General features: G+C 59.8%; 12 protein-coding genes. 8 read left to right on the top strand and 4 right to left on the bottom strand.

The annotated features are described in order from the left end of the window. Positions 1–91 precede the first annotated feature (91 nt). From ABRP93_RS05695 to ABRP93_RS05685, 3 genes are all read left to right on the top strand, one after another. On the top strand, positions 92–1267 hold the full coding sequence (locus ABRP93_RS05695; protein WP_349887227.1) for a resuscitation-promoting factor: 1176 nt from the start codon (positions 92–94) through the stop codon (positions 1265–1267). Between the two features lie 92 nt (positions 1268–1359). Then, positions 1360–2223, top strand: coding sequence for a 16S rRNA (adenine(1518)-N(6)/adenine(1519)-N(6))-dimethyltransferase RsmA (rsmA, locus tag ABRP93_RS05690; RefSeq protein ID WP_349887226.1), 864 nt, complete (start codon positions 1360–1362; stop codon positions 2221–2223). Continuing rightward, on the top strand, positions 2220–3200 hold the full coding sequence (locus ABRP93_RS05685; protein WP_349887225.1) for a 4-(cytidine 5'-diphospho)-2-C-methyl-D-erythritol kinase: 981 nt from the start codon (positions 2220–2222) through the stop codon (positions 3198–3200). The genes rsmA and ABRP93_RS05685 overlap by 4 nt, the downstream gene beginning before the upstream one ends. A gap of 54 nt (positions 3201–3254) precedes the next feature. Here ABRP93_RS05685 and ABRP93_RS05680 read toward each other — a convergent pair whose 3' ends face one another. Then, positions 3255–4580: a hypothetical protein gene (locus ABRP93_RS05680; protein WP_349887224.1), complete on the bottom strand. Its 1326-nt coding sequence runs from the start codon at positions 4578–4580 to the stop codon at positions 3255–3257. Between the two features lie 91 nt (positions 4581–4671). Between ABRP93_RS05680 and ABRP93_RS05675 the strand changes: the two genes are divergently transcribed. From ABRP93_RS05675 to ABRP93_RS05660, 4 genes are all read left to right on the top strand, one after another. Continuing rightward, positions 4672–6480, top strand: coding sequence for an ABC-F family ATP-binding cassette domain-containing protein (locus ABRP93_RS05675; protein ID WP_349887222.1), 1809 nt, complete (start codon positions 4672–4674; stop codon positions 6478–6480). Further along, positions 6447–8180: an alpha/beta-hydrolase family protein gene (locus tag ABRP93_RS05670; protein ID WP_349887221.1), complete on the top strand. Its 1734-nt coding sequence runs from the start codon at positions 6447–6449 to the stop codon at positions 8178–8180. The genes ABRP93_RS05675 and ABRP93_RS05670 overlap by 34 nt, the downstream gene beginning before the upstream one ends. A 138-nt stretch (positions 8181–8318) precedes the next feature. Further along, positions 8319–8897 (top strand): hypothetical protein, encoded by a 579-nt coding sequence (locus ABRP93_RS05665; protein ID WP_349887219.1) that lies wholly within the window; start codon positions 8319–8321, stop codon positions 8895–8897. 98 nt (positions 8898–8995) lie between these two features. Then, on the top strand, positions 8996–9319 hold the full coding sequence (locus ABRP93_RS05660; RefSeq protein ID WP_005279956.1) for a putative quinol monooxygenase: 324 nt from the start codon (positions 8996–8998) through the stop codon (positions 9317–9319). Between the two features lie 236 nt (positions 9320–9555). Here the strand turns inward: ABRP93_RS05660 and ABRP93_RS05655 are convergent, their stop codons facing one another. Both ABRP93_RS05655 and ABRP93_RS05650 read right to left on the bottom strand, forming a co-directional pair. Continuing rightward, positions 9556–12594 (bottom strand): acyltransferase family protein, encoded by a 3039-nt coding sequence (locus ABRP93_RS05655; RefSeq protein WP_349887218.1) that lies wholly within the window; start codon positions 12592–12594, stop codon positions 9556–9558. Positions 12595–12732: 138 nt separating this feature from the next. Continuing rightward, positions 12733–13530: an HAD family hydrolase gene (locus ABRP93_RS05650; RefSeq protein ID WP_349887217.1), complete on the bottom strand. Its 798-nt coding sequence runs from the start codon at positions 13528–13530 to the stop codon at positions 12733–12735. Positions 13531–13598: 68 nt separating this feature from the next. Here ABRP93_RS05650 and ABRP93_RS05645 point away from each other — a divergent pair, with 68 nt between their 5' ends. Then, a complete protein-coding gene (locus tag ABRP93_RS05645; RefSeq protein ID WP_349887216.1) occupies positions 13599–14633 on the top strand; it encodes a 3-hydroxyisobutyryl-CoA hydrolase in 1035 nt (344 codons plus the stop codon). Here ABRP93_RS05645 and ABRP93_RS05640 read toward each other — a convergent pair. Next, positions 14623–15804: a DUF6882 domain-containing protein gene (locus ABRP93_RS05640; protein WP_349887215.1), complete on the bottom strand. Its 1182-nt coding sequence runs from the start codon at positions 15802–15804 to the stop codon at positions 14623–14625. The genes ABRP93_RS05645 and ABRP93_RS05640 overlap by 11 nt on opposite strands. Positions 15805–15810: the final 6 nt, after the last annotated feature.

Raw genomic sequence — 15810 nt, 5'->3', positions numbered from 1 at the left:
CGGGGCAGTAGCGGGCACCGCCGCTGGTTTCCCTAGCCAGCGGTAACAATTGTGATACTGGATAGACAGCACTACCGGAGATTAACTACACATGGCACCTCACCACATTAAGCGCATTAATAATTCACGTTCCCTGCCGCTGCGCCTGGCAACGGGTGGCGTATTGAGCACCCTCGCTGTAGGCGGTGTCGTGGCGATTGCTGCGCAGAAAGACCTGGTCGTAGACGTCAACGGCGACAAGGTGGAGCTGGCTACCTTTGCCAAGGACGTGGACGGCGCCCTGCAGGCCGCCGGCGTTCAGGTGGGCGAAGAGGACATCGTCTCGCCCGCACCATCTGAGTCCGTGACCGATGGCGATGAGATCTCCGTGCGCACCGCCAAGCCAGTCGCCGTATCCATCGATGGTGAACAGCAGCAGCTTTCCACTACCGATCTCACCGTTTCTGATCTGCTCAATAACCTGCAGGGCGTAAACCCGGGAGCTGCCGTGAAGTCTGGCGAGGATGACGTGGACAAAGATACCCAGCTAAAAGATGGCATGGATCTAGAGGTCGTTTCCCCCAAGATCATCAAGATTAACGATGGCGGCAAGAATACCTACACCAAGATTGCCGCCAAGACCGTGGGCGATGTGCTCAAGGAGCGCGGTATCAAGCTCGGTGAGGATGACCGCGTCTTCCCAGCCAAGGAAGAAAAAGTCACCGAGGGCATGTCTATCAAGGTTGAGCGGATAGACATTCAGACCGAGAATGCCACCGAGGAATTCGACGCCGAGCCGCATTTCGTGGATGACCCTGAGCTGGAAGCCGGCGCCGAAGAGGTGCGCGAGCAGGGCGAAAAGGGCAAGCGCGAAATCACCCGCAAGGTGGTTATGAAGAACGGCAAGAAGGAATCCGAAGAGGTCATCAAGGATGAGGTCGTTGTAGGGCCAAAGCCCGCGACCATCGCCCGCGGTACCAAGCAGGCGGAGCCGGAGCCGCAAGGCGGTAACTCGGGCACGGCTGCCCCCGCCGTGGCCGATGGCTCCGTCTGGGATTCCATCGCGCAGTGCGAATCCACCGGTAACTGGTCCATCAATACCGGCAACGGTTTCTCCGGTGGCCTGCAATTCACGCCGTCCACTTGGGCTGGCTTCGGCGGCACCGAATACGCGCCTGAGGCATGGCAGGCTACCCGCGAGCAGCAGATCGCCGTGGCACAGAAGGTACAGGCTTCCCAGGGCTGGGGCGCATGGCCGGCATGTACCTCTAAGTTGGGCCTGCGCTAAAGGCACGCGCAGCACCGCGCATTCTGCATCGCACCCCGCGTCACTACGGCGCGGGGTGCGACTTTCTGCATTCTTCAACTAGGTTAGAGAACATGACTGATTCCCCGGGCGCCGCGCTTTTAGGCCCAGTAGAAATCCGAGCTTTAGCGGAGAAACTGGATATCACGCCCACCAAGAAATTGGGGCAGAATTTCCTCCATGATCCCAATACCATTCGCCGCATCATCGCGGCCGCGGATCTGGATCCCGCAGACCGCGTCGTGGAGGTCGGTCCCGGATTGGGGTCGCTGACCCTTGGGCTGGTGGAGATCGTTGAAGATCTCACCGCGGTGGAGATCGATCCGCGCTTGGCGGCGCAGCTGCCGGCAACGGTGGGTGAGCGCGCCGCGGACTACGCCGAGCGCCTGCGCGTGGTGGAAAAGGATGCGCTGCGCGTGACCAGTGAAGATGTGGCGGCACCTACGGCGCTGGTGGCTAACCTGCCCTATAACGTGGCGGTGCCGGTGCTCTTGCACTTTTTGGAGACCTTTCCTTCCATCCGCCGCGTGCTCGTCATGGTGCAGCTGGAGGTGGCGCAGCGCCTGGCCGCGGAGCCCGGCAGCAAGATCTACGGCGTGCCTTCCGTGAAGGCCGGATTTTATGGCACGGTGAGCCAGGCTGGGACCATCGGCAAGAATGTCTTTTGGCCCGCGCCCAATATCGCCTCCGGCTTGGTGCGCATCGATGTCTTCGATACCCCGCCCTGGCCGGTCGACGATGCCGCGCGCGCGGTGGTTTGGCCGCTTGTCGATGCCGCCTTTGCCCAACGCCGCAAGACCCTCCGCGCCGCGTTATCGGGCCACTATGGTTCCGGTGCGGCCGCGGAGGAAGCCCTGCGCGCGGCCGGAATCGACCCGAAGCAGCGCGGGGAGAAGCTCGCTGTTGCAGACTTTGTACGATTGGCGGGACTACAGTGAGCGCACCACACGGAAGCGAGCCGATAACCTATACCGCGCATGCGCATGCCAAGGTCAACGTGCACCTTGGCGTGGCGGAGCCGCGGGAGGATGGCTTTCACGAGCTGGTCACGGTCTTTCAGTCCCTGAGCCTGCACGATACGGTATCGCTGACTGATTTAGGCAACGCCGAAATGGATAGGCCCCGCGTGCAGTATCTCAAGGTATCCGGTCCGCACGCTGCGGGCGTGCCGGAGGATGACACGAACCTAGCCTGGACCGCGGTCGACCGCATCATGCAGCACCTCTATGTCACCCGTGGGGGCATCAAGATTCCGGAGGTGGGCCTTGAGATTCACAAGGCCATTCCCACCGCCGGCGGCATGGCGGGTGGCTCTGCGGATGCCGCGGCGGCGCTGCGGCTTGCCGAGCGCTGCTACGGCCGTTATTACGGGATTGATTCGGTAGGCGATCACATTCTGGATGCCTTGGGCGCCGCCCTTGGCTCGGATGTTCCGTTTACCCTGCTGGGCGGCACGGCGCTTGGTACCGGGCGCGGGGAGCAGCTGACCTCCATGATGACCAGGGGGACCTATCACTGGGCGCTGATTGCTTCTGATCGCGGCCTATCCACACCTAGCGTGTTCCGCAAGCTCGATGAATTGCGCGATGCGGGGCGGGTCAGCGCGCCGGCGCTTGATACGACGGAGATTTCCCAAGCGCTTATTTCCGGCGATGCCCGGCGCGTGGCGGCGCACCTGCACAATGATCTGCAACCCGCCGCGCTATCCCTGCGCCCAGATCTCCGCAAGACCTTGGAGGCGGGCATGGACGCGGGTGCGCTCAACGGCATCGTCTCCGGCAGCGGGCCTACCTGCGCGTTTTTATGCGCTACCCGCGAAGACGCGGAGGAAGTTGCAGCACAGGTAAGCATAGAAATACCGGGCACCAAGGGCGTTGTTGCCCAGGGCCCGGCTGCGGGTGCAGAAGTGCTCTAGCTTGGGGCGAGTGGGAGGGGCATCGCCAAGCACGAGCACTGGTGCGCTGGAAACTTAGAGCACGGCCATTTCGGTGGGCTCAAAGTCCAGCTCGTAGCGGTCAGTTTCCTTACCGCGCAAGAGGTCGATGACGACGAGCTCCTTCTTCTGCGCATCCGTGATGTAGGCATAGCCATTGGCGGCCTTCAGGATCGGGCCAGGCTGCTGCCATTCCTCGTTTTCCTTCCACTTGGAAATCGCGTCGATCTTCTTGGTGATTTCGCCGGAGTCTGGGTCGATGACATTGAGCTTGCCGTCGGTGGTCAGCACCAGGGCCTCGCCCATTGGGCCGCGCGCCAGCGAGCGGAACCAGTAGGAACCGTCCAAGTCCACCTTCTTGGCGGAGTAGTCCTCGGTATTGATCAGGGTCACGGAGGTGGGGTGCTCGGACTCGGCGTCCTTGTCGGTCTTATTATCGGCCAGGATGACGTTCGATTCCTCAGAACCCGCGGCGTTTCCAGAGCGCTGGTAGCCATCGGCACCGGCATAGTCGGAGACGTCTACCTTGTGGAACTTGGAGCCGTCAAAGACTACGGGGCCGTCTTCGCAGCCAAAGAAGAGCTTTCCATTTCCAGCGGCTGCTTCGCCGTGGACGCCGGGGCACTTGGTGGTCTCATCCAAGACCTTGCCGTCCTTGTCCAGGTGCTGGATGGTGTGGCGCTCGTCCTCGGTACCCTTGGTGATGACCACGGAGCCATCCTCAAGCGGGACGGCCACGCCGTGGTGCCCCTCGCCCGTCTTGACGGTGTTAACGGGCTTGGCATCCTTGGAGCCGATGTCCTCGGTCTTATAAATCTTGGCTACGCCATCCCCATCAGAAAATAGGGCGGTAAAACCATCGTGGTGGACCACGTGGCCAGCGTGGGGCGCCTTAATCTTGTCATCGCCTAGCTCTGGATCCGCGGTGTAGTAGTGGTTGTGGTCGCCGTGAGCCTTGGTGATGCGGCCGGTGTCGTAGGTGAGGAAGTTATCGCCCTTGGTCACCATGACGTGGCGGTCATCGCCGGTGTCATTGAGGCGGAGGAAGGCATTCATCTCCTCTTTATCGAGGACGTCTCCGGATTTGGCATCGTAGGTGGTCAGGCCATCGGCGTGGGAGAAGACGATGCGCGTGGGAAGCTGGGCTACCTCGGTCTGTCCTTCTTCGGCTTCCATGCCGTCGTGGGAGTGGCCCTCGTGATCATGATCGTGGTCATGTTCGTGTTCGTGTTCGTGGCTTTCCGCGGTGGTGGCTTCGTTGGTGTTTTGGGCATCGCTGTCTTCTTCAGGCGCCGAGCAGGAAGCGATGGTGAGAGCTGAGGCGGAGAGGATAGTGCAGAGGGTAAGTGTGTGCTTCTTCATACACACGCAGAGTATTGCAAGTGAAATTCGGTAGCAACATGTTTTGGAATGCGGGGGTGACGGTAGGGAGGTATTAAGATGAGTCCCTGTTATGGCAAACCTGATTAACCTCGAGCAAGTCACGAAATCCTATGGCTTAAAAACTCTCCTTGATGGGGTATCACTCGGCGTGCAAACCGGGGATCGCATCGGCATCGTGGGCGTGAACGGCGGCGGCAAGACCACGCTGCTGGAAGTACTCACCGGCATCGAGCCGCCGGATTCCGGCCGCGTATCCCACACTTCGGATCTGCGCATGGCCGTGGTGACGCAGCGCTTTGATCTGCCCGAAGAGCTCACCATCGCTCAGGCGATCATTGAACCCCTCGAGCTCGAGACCTATGAATGGGCCTCCAATGCCAAGGTGCGCGACGTGCTCGGCGGCCTTGGCATCGTGGACCTGGGGCTAGATACTCCCGTGAGCTCCCTGTCCGGCGGCGAGCGCCGCCGCGTGAACCTTGCCGCCGCGCTGGTGCAGGATTTAGACCTCGTGGTGCTCGATGAGCCCACGAACCACCTTGACGTGGAAGGCGTGCAGTGGCTCGCGGATCACCTGCTCAAGCGCAACCTCGCCGTCATCGTGGTCACCCACGATCGTTGGTTCCTCGATACCATCGCCACTTGGACGTGGGAGGTTCACGACGGCACCGTCGATGCGTACGAGGGCGGGTACAACGACTGGACCTTCGCCCGCGCCGAGCGCGCCCGCCAGGCCGATGCGATGGAGCAGCGCCGCAAAAACCTGGCCCGCAAGGAATTGGCGTGGCTGCGCCGCGGGGCACCGGCGCGTACCTCGAAACCGCGCTACCGGATTGAAGCCGCGGAAGCGCTTATTTCTAATGTCCCCGAGCCGCGCAACAAGGTTGAGCTCATGTCCTTTTCCAAGCAGCGCCAGGGCCGCGTGGTCATCGAGCTAGAAGATGCCACGATTAAGTCCCCGGATGGCCGCACCTTGGTCGATCACCTCACCTGGCGCCTGGCTCCGGGCGAGCGCATCGGTCTCGTCGGTGTGAATGGGTCTGGAAAGACCACGCTGCTGCGAACGCTCGCCGGCGAATACGAGCTCGCAGCCGGAAAGCGCATCGAGGGCCAAACTGTGCGCTTGGGTTGGCTGCGCCAGGAACTCGATGACTTGGATCCGCAACGCCGGCTTCTCGATGCCGTCGAGGACGTTGCCACCTACGTGCAGCTAGGCAAGAAGGAACTCAGCGCCTCCCAGCTGGCCGAGCGCCTTGGCTTTTCAGCCAAGCGCCAGCGCACCCCGGTCGGTGACCTCTCCGGTGGCGAGCGCCGCCGCCTCCAGCTCACCCGCGTGCTCATGGCAGAACCCAATGTTTTGCTGCTAGACGAGCCCACCAACGACCTGGACATCGATACGCTCCAGGAATTGGAATCTCTACTCGATTCTTGGCCGGGTACCCTGGTGGTCATTTCGCACGATCGCTACCTCATCGAGCGGATTGCGGATAATACGTACGCGCTCTTTGGCGATGGCAACCTGACGAACCTTCCCGGCGGCATCGACGAGTATCTGCGCAAACGCGAAGAAATCGAGGCTGGCAAGAACACTGGGGTTATAAACCTGGGAGAAAAGAAGTCGGAGGCGCCGGCATCGAAGCCGGAGAAAAAGCTTTCTTCCCAGCAAGAGCGCGAAATCACCAAGAAGATGAATGCCCTCGAGCGGAAGATGCAGAAGCTGGAAAAAACTGCTACGCAGATCAATGAGAAATTGGCCGCGGCGGCAGAAAAAATCGATACCGAAGCGATGACTCGCCTCGATACGGAATTAAAGGACAACCGCAGCGCCTATGAGGATTTGGAGATGGAATGGCTGGAGTTAGGGGAGAAGCTCGAGCAGTAGAAGCTCGCATCGCCGATATTGTCCGCCACCTCGATCCGTGGGGCATTATCGGCGCCGCCATTTTGTCTACGCTGGGCCTTACTCCGTCCATTTTGCCCCGCGATTGGCCCTATCAAGGCCTGATTTCGGGCCTTGCCGCCGGGTTCGGCTATGTGGTGGGCATCGGCGTGAAGCTGGTGTGGTACCGCTTCGTCGTGAGCAAATGGGCGGATAAGTATCCCTGGCTTGCCGCCTCCGCATGGGAGCCAAAACACTACCGGCTGCTCGCGCGCATCGCCACAGGTGCGTTCATAGCTTGGCTGGTCGGTTTCGTCATTATCGCCGTGCGCTGGCAGCACGAGCTCGCGAGCGTATATTCCGTGCCCGCGCCGTCTATGTCCAGCTACCTGCTGGTAGTGCCCCTGGCGCTGGCGGTATTTACCGTCTTCCTGCTCATCCTGCGCTCCATTATCTTTCTGGTGCGCTGGTTAGCGCGGCGCTTCCCGCAGCGGTTCCGCTCCACATACCGCCGCCTCGGGGCAGTACTCATCGTTGCGGTCATCGCTATCTACACCGTTGAAAACATCATTCCCGGTGCCATCGTGGGCTTGGGTGATAGGGTATTTACCGCCCAGAACGCCGACCCCGATCCGGACACTCAGCGCCCCACCCTGAGTGAGCGCTCCGGATCGCCTACTTCCGATGTCGATTGGCACGGCGTCGGCCTGCAAGGCTCCCGGTTCCTCAGCTCCGGCGCGCATAAGGCCGAGCTAGAACAGGTGACCGGGAAACCTGCCAAAGAACCCATCCGCGCCTACGCCGGCCTGGGTAACCGCGACTCCAATGAGGGGCGGGCGCAGCTGCTTATCGATGAACTCGAGCGCACCCACGCCCAAGACCGCAAGGCCCTCCTGTTGACCATGACTACCGGCACCGGCTGGGTATCGTCCTATTCCGCGCAAGCCTTCGAACTACTCTATGGTGGGGATACCGCCATTGCCGCGGCGCAGTATTCCGCCATGCCGTCTGTATTCCACTTCCTTGGCGGCGGCGGCCAAGTAGAGCGCGCCGGGGAAGAGTTCATCAACCCCATCGTGGACTGGTGGAATTCACTGCCAGAAGATGACCGGCCCAAGCTCTACCTCTACGGCGAGTCCTTAGGCACAACCGGCATCGAGGCCGCCTTTTCCGGGGTGCGCGATATTGCCAATTCCGTCGATGGCATCTTATTGACTGGCCCGCCGCACTTTAACCAGTTGCGCTCGCAGTTTGTGGAGCGCCGTGATCCTGGGTCCACAGAAATCTCGCCGGTCTACGCCGGCGGCCTCGTGGTTCGCTTTGCCAACGACGTGGACCAGGTTCGCCGCTGGGGACGCGTTCCGGAAGAGGAGTGGGGCAGGACCCGCATGCTGTATATTCAGCATCCTTCCGATCCAGTGAGCTGGTGGTCGCCCGAATTGGCCTTCAAAGAGCCGGATTGGATGAAAGAAGATACCCCCTATTCCCGTGAACGCGTGATGCAGTGGATGCCTATTATTACCTACCTGCAAGTTGCCGCGGATCTACCCGGAGCCAAGGATGTTCCCGATGGTGTGGGCCATAATTACGGGAACTCTGTCCTCGATGGCTTTGCGGCCATCGCCGGGCCCGATGTTGCCCGCTCCATTGATTCGGAGGAGCTGCAGCGGCAATTCGATGAACTCGATGTAGGTATTTATTAGGCCTCCTGGAGGCTTCTTAACTACCGCGAGGTAGCCGAGAACTCACCGAGCGCCGTTTCTATAACAAAGCCATATCGAAGTGCGGTGGAACCGGCGATATGCTTTCGCCCTCTGAAAAGTTATGACAGGCTGAAAATTATGAAGCCGATTCGAAGCGCCACCGCAGCAGTCCTGACCACCGTACTCGCCCTGTCCGGCACCACGGCAGTGGCTTCTGCGGAGCTTAACGCGGCCCCGCAGGTTCAGCAGGTGTCTACCCTTGCTGAAAAGTACAACGTTACTTTGCCCAGCTTTCTAAAGGCCGCACCCGAAGCTGAACCGGAAGTAGCAGCGGAAGAAGCGCCTACGGCTGAAGCCGCACCGGAGCCTGAGGCCTTCGAAGCCCCGCAGGTTGCCGCTGACTTGCAGGTAGCCACCGCTGATCACCTAGCCCAGGCTGGCCACCACCCGGATGAGACCGCAAGCGCTATCGCGCAGGAATGGGCAAACCAGGGTGCAAACGGTGAGCTAAAGTACTACGGCGATGTGGCAAGCGGCGTGACCCACACTGAAGAAGGGCAGGGCAATGTTTACCGTCTGTCCGAAGAGCAAGCCCAGGAGCGCCTCAACTGGTTCAACCGGGGCCTCGAGGTAACGCCTGGACCCGAGTACGGTTATGGCGTCGCTACAGCCTTTGACGGCGAGTTCATCTATATCGCGGAATACTTCCTCAACTAGTTCTTTTCCCACGAAATCTGCCCCCGATTCTCCTGATGTCCGTGCGCATGGCAGAGCAGTCATGACGCAGTGGGAACAACATTGGTAGAATCGGGGGCATGATTTTGATTAACGTACAGTTCCACGTAAAGCCTGAGTACGCCGATACTTTCCTTGACGAGATCAACTGGTACACCGAGGCTTGCAACGCCGAGCCGGGTTGCATCGACTTCAAGTGGTACCGCGATCCGGAAGATTCTCAGCGCTTCCTGCTGCTCGAATCCTACGCAGATGGCAAGGACGTAGAGCACGTTCAGGGCGAGCACTTCAAGCGCGCCTGCGACGAATTCCCCAAGTACCTCGTAGAAACCCCTGACATCATCAATGTCCACATCGATGGCCGCACCGGTTGGGACAAGATGGGCGAGTTCGCCGTCGATTAATCTCGCTGCCTAGTACTAAAGCCCGCACTCAGGTGAATCATGAGTGCGGGCTTCATTTATGCCTTCACCTACGACTCAGAACGTATAACCCCGCCCTTCGCGCTCACTGGCGGGGACCCCGCCAGTGAGATCGGACCGCCCCGTGAGCGCGAAGGGCGGGCTGCAACTGAGGCCGGGTCTGGCGCGGGGCAGGAGGCCGGCCAGGTTGGGTTAGCTACCTACCGCCGCGCTCTCCGTTAAGCCTGGCATTGTGAGGACACGCTCTTGTCGTATTTGGAATATTGCTTCAGAGCGTCATAGAAGGCGTCGGAATAGCCGCTGGCGCCTTCGGGAAGCGGGTGCACGCCATCGGAGTAGAGCATGTCCGGATTATTCTCGGCGTAACCACACCAGTCGGCGATATAGGCGTTGTCGTATTCCTTAGCAGCGTCGATGACGTCCTGCTGGGACTGCGCCATCCACTCGCGGTCACCGTAGGGAACAACCATTACCACGGTATGGTCCTTGCCGATGATGTCCATGGCCTGGCTGATTTGATTTGGCTGGGCGGCGCCGTTGGTACCGAAGCCCAAAAATACGGTATCGCGCAATGTACCGGCATCCTTCATTTGCTGAAGGATTTGGATACCCACCGTGTAGTGGCGGGATTCCTGGGCATCGATATAAATGCCAGGGAATCGTTGGCTGAGGGCATCGCTAGCCGCCAGCATCACCGAATCACCGATCGCGGTAATGTCCGTTCCCCTCGGGATGGGGCGGGTCTTGGCGTCATCCTTTTCCTCGTCTTCAGTCGATGTGGTCGGCGGAGCGGATGCCTTCGGTGGAGGTGGGTTGTTACTTTCGTTTTGCTGCTGAAGCTGGTCGAGCTGCTGCTCCAATTCGGTCTTGTCGCTGGAATTGACCACGCCGTAGACAACACCAACCAGAGAAGCGACAACCAAGAGCGGGACCACTGGCCACATGGCCTTGCCAAAGCCATCCTTGATTTCGCTGAAGCTCGGGCGCGATGCCCAGTAGTTCTTCCACGTCTTCTTGTAGCCTCCGCGGCGGAAGGGGTTCTCGATGAACTGATAGGAGATCTCCGAGAGGATCAGGGAGATGGGGATGGCGATCAAGCCTAGAATCCAGGAATCTTCAGCATTCTGATTGCCGTGGAATAGTGCCTGCAAAATCATGATGACCGGCCAGTGCCAGAGGTACAGCGAGAAGGAACGCTGACCGAACCACCGCATGACCTTCGTCCTAAATAGCGGCGTCATCGGGCCATATTCGTGAATGACGCCCCACACCATGAGGGCACCAAGGATGCTGGTGAGGAAGAGGCCGCCGCGGTAGGTAAATTCGGCATCGTCAGGCATGAGGAATAGCTGCGCAACGTAGCCGATAAGCGCCAAGAAGCCAATGATGCCGGCGGCGCGGGTTTCTACCTTGCCGGTGGTGGCCCAGGAATCCGCGTTGGGATCGGACTTTGTGGAGGTCATCAACAAGGAGAGGACTGCACCGGTCAACAGGCCGAATGCGTGGGTATCCGTGCCGTAGTACACGCGGGTGGGATCTTCACCTGGGGTGAAGATAAACCACATGGCCGCGAAGGAGGCAAGCCCCAGCACGCTGGCGACCACGACTGGAAGGCGGCGCGGCTGGCGCGATGAGATGCGGAAAATACCCAGCATGAGCAGCGGCCAAATGAGGTAGAACTGCTCTTCTACGGCGAGTGACCAGTAGTGGGCGAATACCTGGATCTCGTTATCAGCAAAATAGGATTGCGAGGTGGCAATCTGTGTCCAGTTATTGACAAAGAACAGAGTGCCGAAGAATTGCTGACGCAGGCCGACGGCCAAATCTCCGCCAATCCACGCAACGATTGCCGTACAGAAAACGAGCACGGCGACGGCGGCCGGCAGGATGCGCCTAAAGCGTCGGACCCAAAAGTCCTTCAGGCTAATCGTCCCGGATGTGCGGTATTCGCGCACGAGGAGCGATGTAATAAGGAAGCCGGAGAGGACGAAGAACATGTCCACGCCCAAGTAGCCGCCGGGTAGGGCGTCACCGAAAAAGTGGTATAAGACCACAGCGACAACGGCTAGGCCGCGCAGGCCATCAAGGCCCTTTACTTGGCGTAGCCGCGCGTGCCGCTTCTTGCGCACGTTTTTATCCTCTGGCGGTATTGCGAGTACTTCAGAGTCGTTTTGTTGATTCTGCAAGGCATATTTCGATTTATTGGCGCCCTGCTTGCCCTGCGAAGATGACTTCTCTGCAGAGTGATCGGTTGCAGGCTGTTGTTCTCGCGCGTTCTCTTCGGCAGGAATGCGCTGAGGCTGAGCGGCCCTCGTGGGTGCGGTCTTTTCTCCACCCGGGTTCCTAGTCTTTTGTTCTTGCGCAGAGGCAGGCTCCTGGACGGAGGCGGGGCCCTGTGTCACGGCGGATTCTTGAGCGGTTTGGCGCTGCTCTGGTCGCTGCCGACTAGATGCGCGCTGTTCAGGCTTATGCTGTTTGGGCTTAGCTTGCTCAGGCGTGTGTTGCTTGGGCTTTTGGGCGGGCCAAGGCTGCTGGGTGGGAAATTCAGGGGTTCCCTGTGCGGCGTTCGCCGAATCATCGGCAGGCTTTGCAGGGCCAGAAGGCTTAGCCGTACCCGAAGGCCGAGCGGCGTCGGAAGACCGAGTAGCACCGGAAGACTGGGATGCGCGAGCGGAGTTTTTAGGGCGGGAAGTATTAGGACTGCCGGATGTACCGGCGGGGCTCGCTGGGAATTCCTTCGTCTCGGCCGCGGGTTGCTGCGGTTTCTTAGATCCTTTGGCCGTGGCTGGCTTTATCGGTTGGCGCTTTTTCGCTTCGGTCTTTTTCTGCGCGGCACCGTTCTGTTTGTTTTGGGTAGTGCCCTTAGTCGGAGCGGATTTGGCAGCCTTCGCATTTTGAGCGCGGGTAGCCTGCTGTTGTTGCGGCGTCGGCGTACCTATCTGGCGCGACTGGCGCGCGAGACCACGGTCGATGTCCGTAGGCTTTGTTTGTGCAGCTTTCTTACTGTCCTGTTTGCCTTTGGACTGTGGTGTTGACTTGCTGTTTTGCCCACTCGAGCTGGGAGCCTGTTGTTGCTTCCGCGCGCCATTATCAGTGTGGCTTTCCGCATTCGGTTCGGCCGGTGCGCTGGAATTAGGTGTGGAAGCCTCAGTGGAGGAATCACCTGTAGGCCCATCTTTTTGCCGCGTCGGCGGCGGCGTGGCCTCATTACGCTCGGAATCTTTCTTCCCCAGCAGCGAGCGCAGAAAACGATTCACATGAACTCCCATTGCACTACGAAAATGTACTAATCGGCCAATTTTAGACCGCGAGCAGTGCCATTACTCAAAGTAGAGAGCACGGCGTGGCGCGGGAAATTGGCAATATTTTACGGATAGATGGTGAAAGAAAAGAGTCTAATCCTGTTCGCTGGCAAAAAGCTGATTAAGCACTGTCAGCACCCCATACTCGGTATTGGGCGGCGCGATGGTATCTGCGATGGCCTTGAGTTTAGGGTGCGCATTGTCCATCGCAATGGCGGTTCCAGCGGCCTGGAGTAGTTCGAAATCGTTGAGGAAGTCTCCAAACGCCGCGGTGCGGGATTGGGGGATACCTAGCAGCGACGCCATGGTTTCTAGCGCCACGCCCTTATTGACCCCGGCCGCCATCACATCGAGCCACACTGCCCCAGATACCGCAATATTGTGTTCGGGCACGGCCTCGCGCAGCGGATCGTGAAGGTGTTTTTCGCTGCCATCGGCGCAGAAGGCCGCGATTTTGATAATTTCCTCATCGAGCAGATCGTGTAAGTCATCTACCCAGCTGATGGATTTATAGTACTTGGAGATCTCGGCGGAAGCTTGCTTGTCGATGCCCCTTTCCACAAACGCCGTAGCCGGTGTGCACAGCACCACGGTGTGCGGTTGAGCGACCGCGTCGAGCGCAGTTACCGCGGCGTGGACGGCCGGTGATGGGAGGGGAGTGGTGCTCAGCAGCTCATCATTGTGCACAACCACGGAGCCATTTTCCGCAATAAAGGTCTCCCCATGAGGAAACATCTCTTGCAGGGTGGCGAGCTGGCGCCCCGATGCCGGAACGAGGGTGACGCCAAGCTCGGTTGCGCGCTGGCTGGTCTCCGCGAATCCTGGCGGCAAGTCGCCGTTTCCATCGAGCAGGGTGCCATCCATGTCTAGGGCGATAAGCTGTGGGAGCAAAATTAAGACCAATCTGTGAAGTCGCAAATTGTAGCTAGGTATATGAGTTGTGTGTCACAATAGAGGATATGACTAATGATGCACCTATCGTGTCCTCAATCCGCAACCATACCGGAGTCATTGAGCTCAACCGCCCAAAGGCTCTCAACTCGCTGAGCCCAGAGATGATCGATCTCATCGCCGCCGCTTTGGAGAAGTGGCGGGGTGATGACGAGGTGGAGCAGGTTCTTCTGACTTCTACTAACCCCAAGGCCTATTGCGCGGGCGGCGATGTCCGCTTGGCTCGCGATGGCATCGTCGACGGCAACTACGACGAGGTGGATGACTTCTTTGCCTCGGAATACACCCTCAATGGGGATATCGCGGAGTACCCCAAGCCGGTCATCGCGCTGGTTGATGGCATCGCTATGGGCGGTGGGCTTGGCGTGTCTGCGCACGGCTCGCACTGCGTGGTCACGGACAAGACCTTTGCCTCCATGCCGGAGATGAATATTGGCTACGTTACGGATGTGGGCATGGCCTATGCCTCCCAAAACGCCGTAGGCTCGCGCGGTAAGGTCTCGCCAGAGCTCGCGAAGTTCTGGGGCATTACCGGCTACCGCATGTACGCCGCAGACCTTGTGTGGAGCGGGCTGGCCACTGACTACGTAAAAGACGGCGATGCCTTTGCCAGCGACGTTATTGACAAAGGCATTGATGCCGCGCTGGAACAGCACTCCGTGCAGCCGGAAGATGAGACCCCGCTTGCAGAGCTCATCGAGGGGATTGAGGCTAGCTTCCGCCACGATTCCTGGCAGGACATCACTGCGGCTGCAGAGGAGTACCCAGAACTGAAGGAGCTAGTGGAGAAGCTCACCGCGCAGGCTTGCCCGACTTCCATCGTGGCCGCTCTGGAGCTCTACCGGGCAGAGGCGCAGTGCTCGAGCCTTCGCGATGCTCTCGAGCTGGAAAAGAAACTGGGTGCTTATATGTATCGCCGCGATGACTTTTCCGATGGCGTGCGCGCAGTATTGGTGGATAAATCTAATGACGCAGCATTCAAACCGGCAAGCGTCGCGGAGGTGGATGTAGACGCCATCCGTGACGTATTAGCTAAAGGTTAATCCCGCGGAAGGAGGCGTAGGCCGCTCGGGCCTGCGCCTCATCGATCTCTCGGGGTGGGGTAGCCGCCAGCGTTGCTTCCGTGGCCGCGGAGGTAGGTTGCGGCAAATGCAGCGCTTCGGAATCGAGGAGGACGAGGCCGACGCGGCCATCGGCAAGCGTGGTGCCCACCAAAGTCCACATGCCCAGGATGGGCAGGGCTAGCTGGGGTACCTGCCGGGTACGCGCATAGTCCAGCGGTAGCGCGGGCCGGATTAGCGCCGGTACCTGGTGATCGATGCCGAAGCGGTACAGGTTCGCGGCCGCCTGCGCGGCTGCGGTGTCCTTGACGGCGGGATCGGCCCACGCCCATAGGAATCGTTCCTCCGAAATGGTAGCGATGAGGACCGCCGTGGCTTCGGCCTTCCCGCCGGAGTAGCGGATCTCCGCAGTGGCCTCGTCCGCATTGAGGTGCACCGTTGCCTCCGGAAAATTGCCTTGGAAGTACATCTGGTGCTCCATTCCGTAATAGAAGGCATCCTCGATAATGCGGGTATCCTTCATGCCCGGCTCGATGGCGGTGATCTGCGGCGTTCCCACTGCGCTAGAAAAATGCAGCGTCGTTCCATCGGAATAATGCTCGGCAGACTCCGCGGCAGAGTCCGCGCCAGTCTCTGCGGACGTAATGCCTAAGTGGTGGGCGAGTTCGTGCACCGCGCGCTGCTCATCAATGTCTGGCGCGCTGCGGCGAATGCCTGCTGCAATGCTGGTGGGAAAGTCGAGGCGAGGGTGAAAATCCACGGCAATAATCGCCTCATGCTCGCCTTGTTGTGCCCGCAGTACCGGGGAATTGCCGACCAAGAGGCGAGCGAGGGGAATAAACTTCGCCGGGTCATCCCCACCCTGCGGCAGGTCGGCCTCCGCCTGCAATGCCCACCGCCAGGTAGGCGAGCCGGCGCGATCGATGACGGCGATGCGCGTGCCCCGGAAGTCTGTGACGCCGGAGGGCGAGCTGCAGCGGATCTCCACGGGCTGATTGTGGTTAAGGCGCCCCTCGGAATCCGTTGAGGGGGTAAGGAAATTAAATTCCACGTCGGTGGTTTCGCCCAGGCGGGCCCGGAAGGCGGCATCAAGGCCCGCCTGAATAAAACAGGCATCGCGGGTGGCCTGGGCAAGCGAATTCGAAGTATCCATAATTAT

The sequence above is a fragment of the Corynebacterium sp. KPL2850 genome (genome assembly GCF_040225855.1).
In the GTDB taxonomy this organism is placed as follows: Bacteria; Actinomycetota; Actinomycetes; order Mycobacteriales; family Mycobacteriaceae; genus Corynebacterium.
Note: the sequence above shows the minus strand (reverse complement) of the source record. Positions and strands in the feature narration are given on the sequence as shown.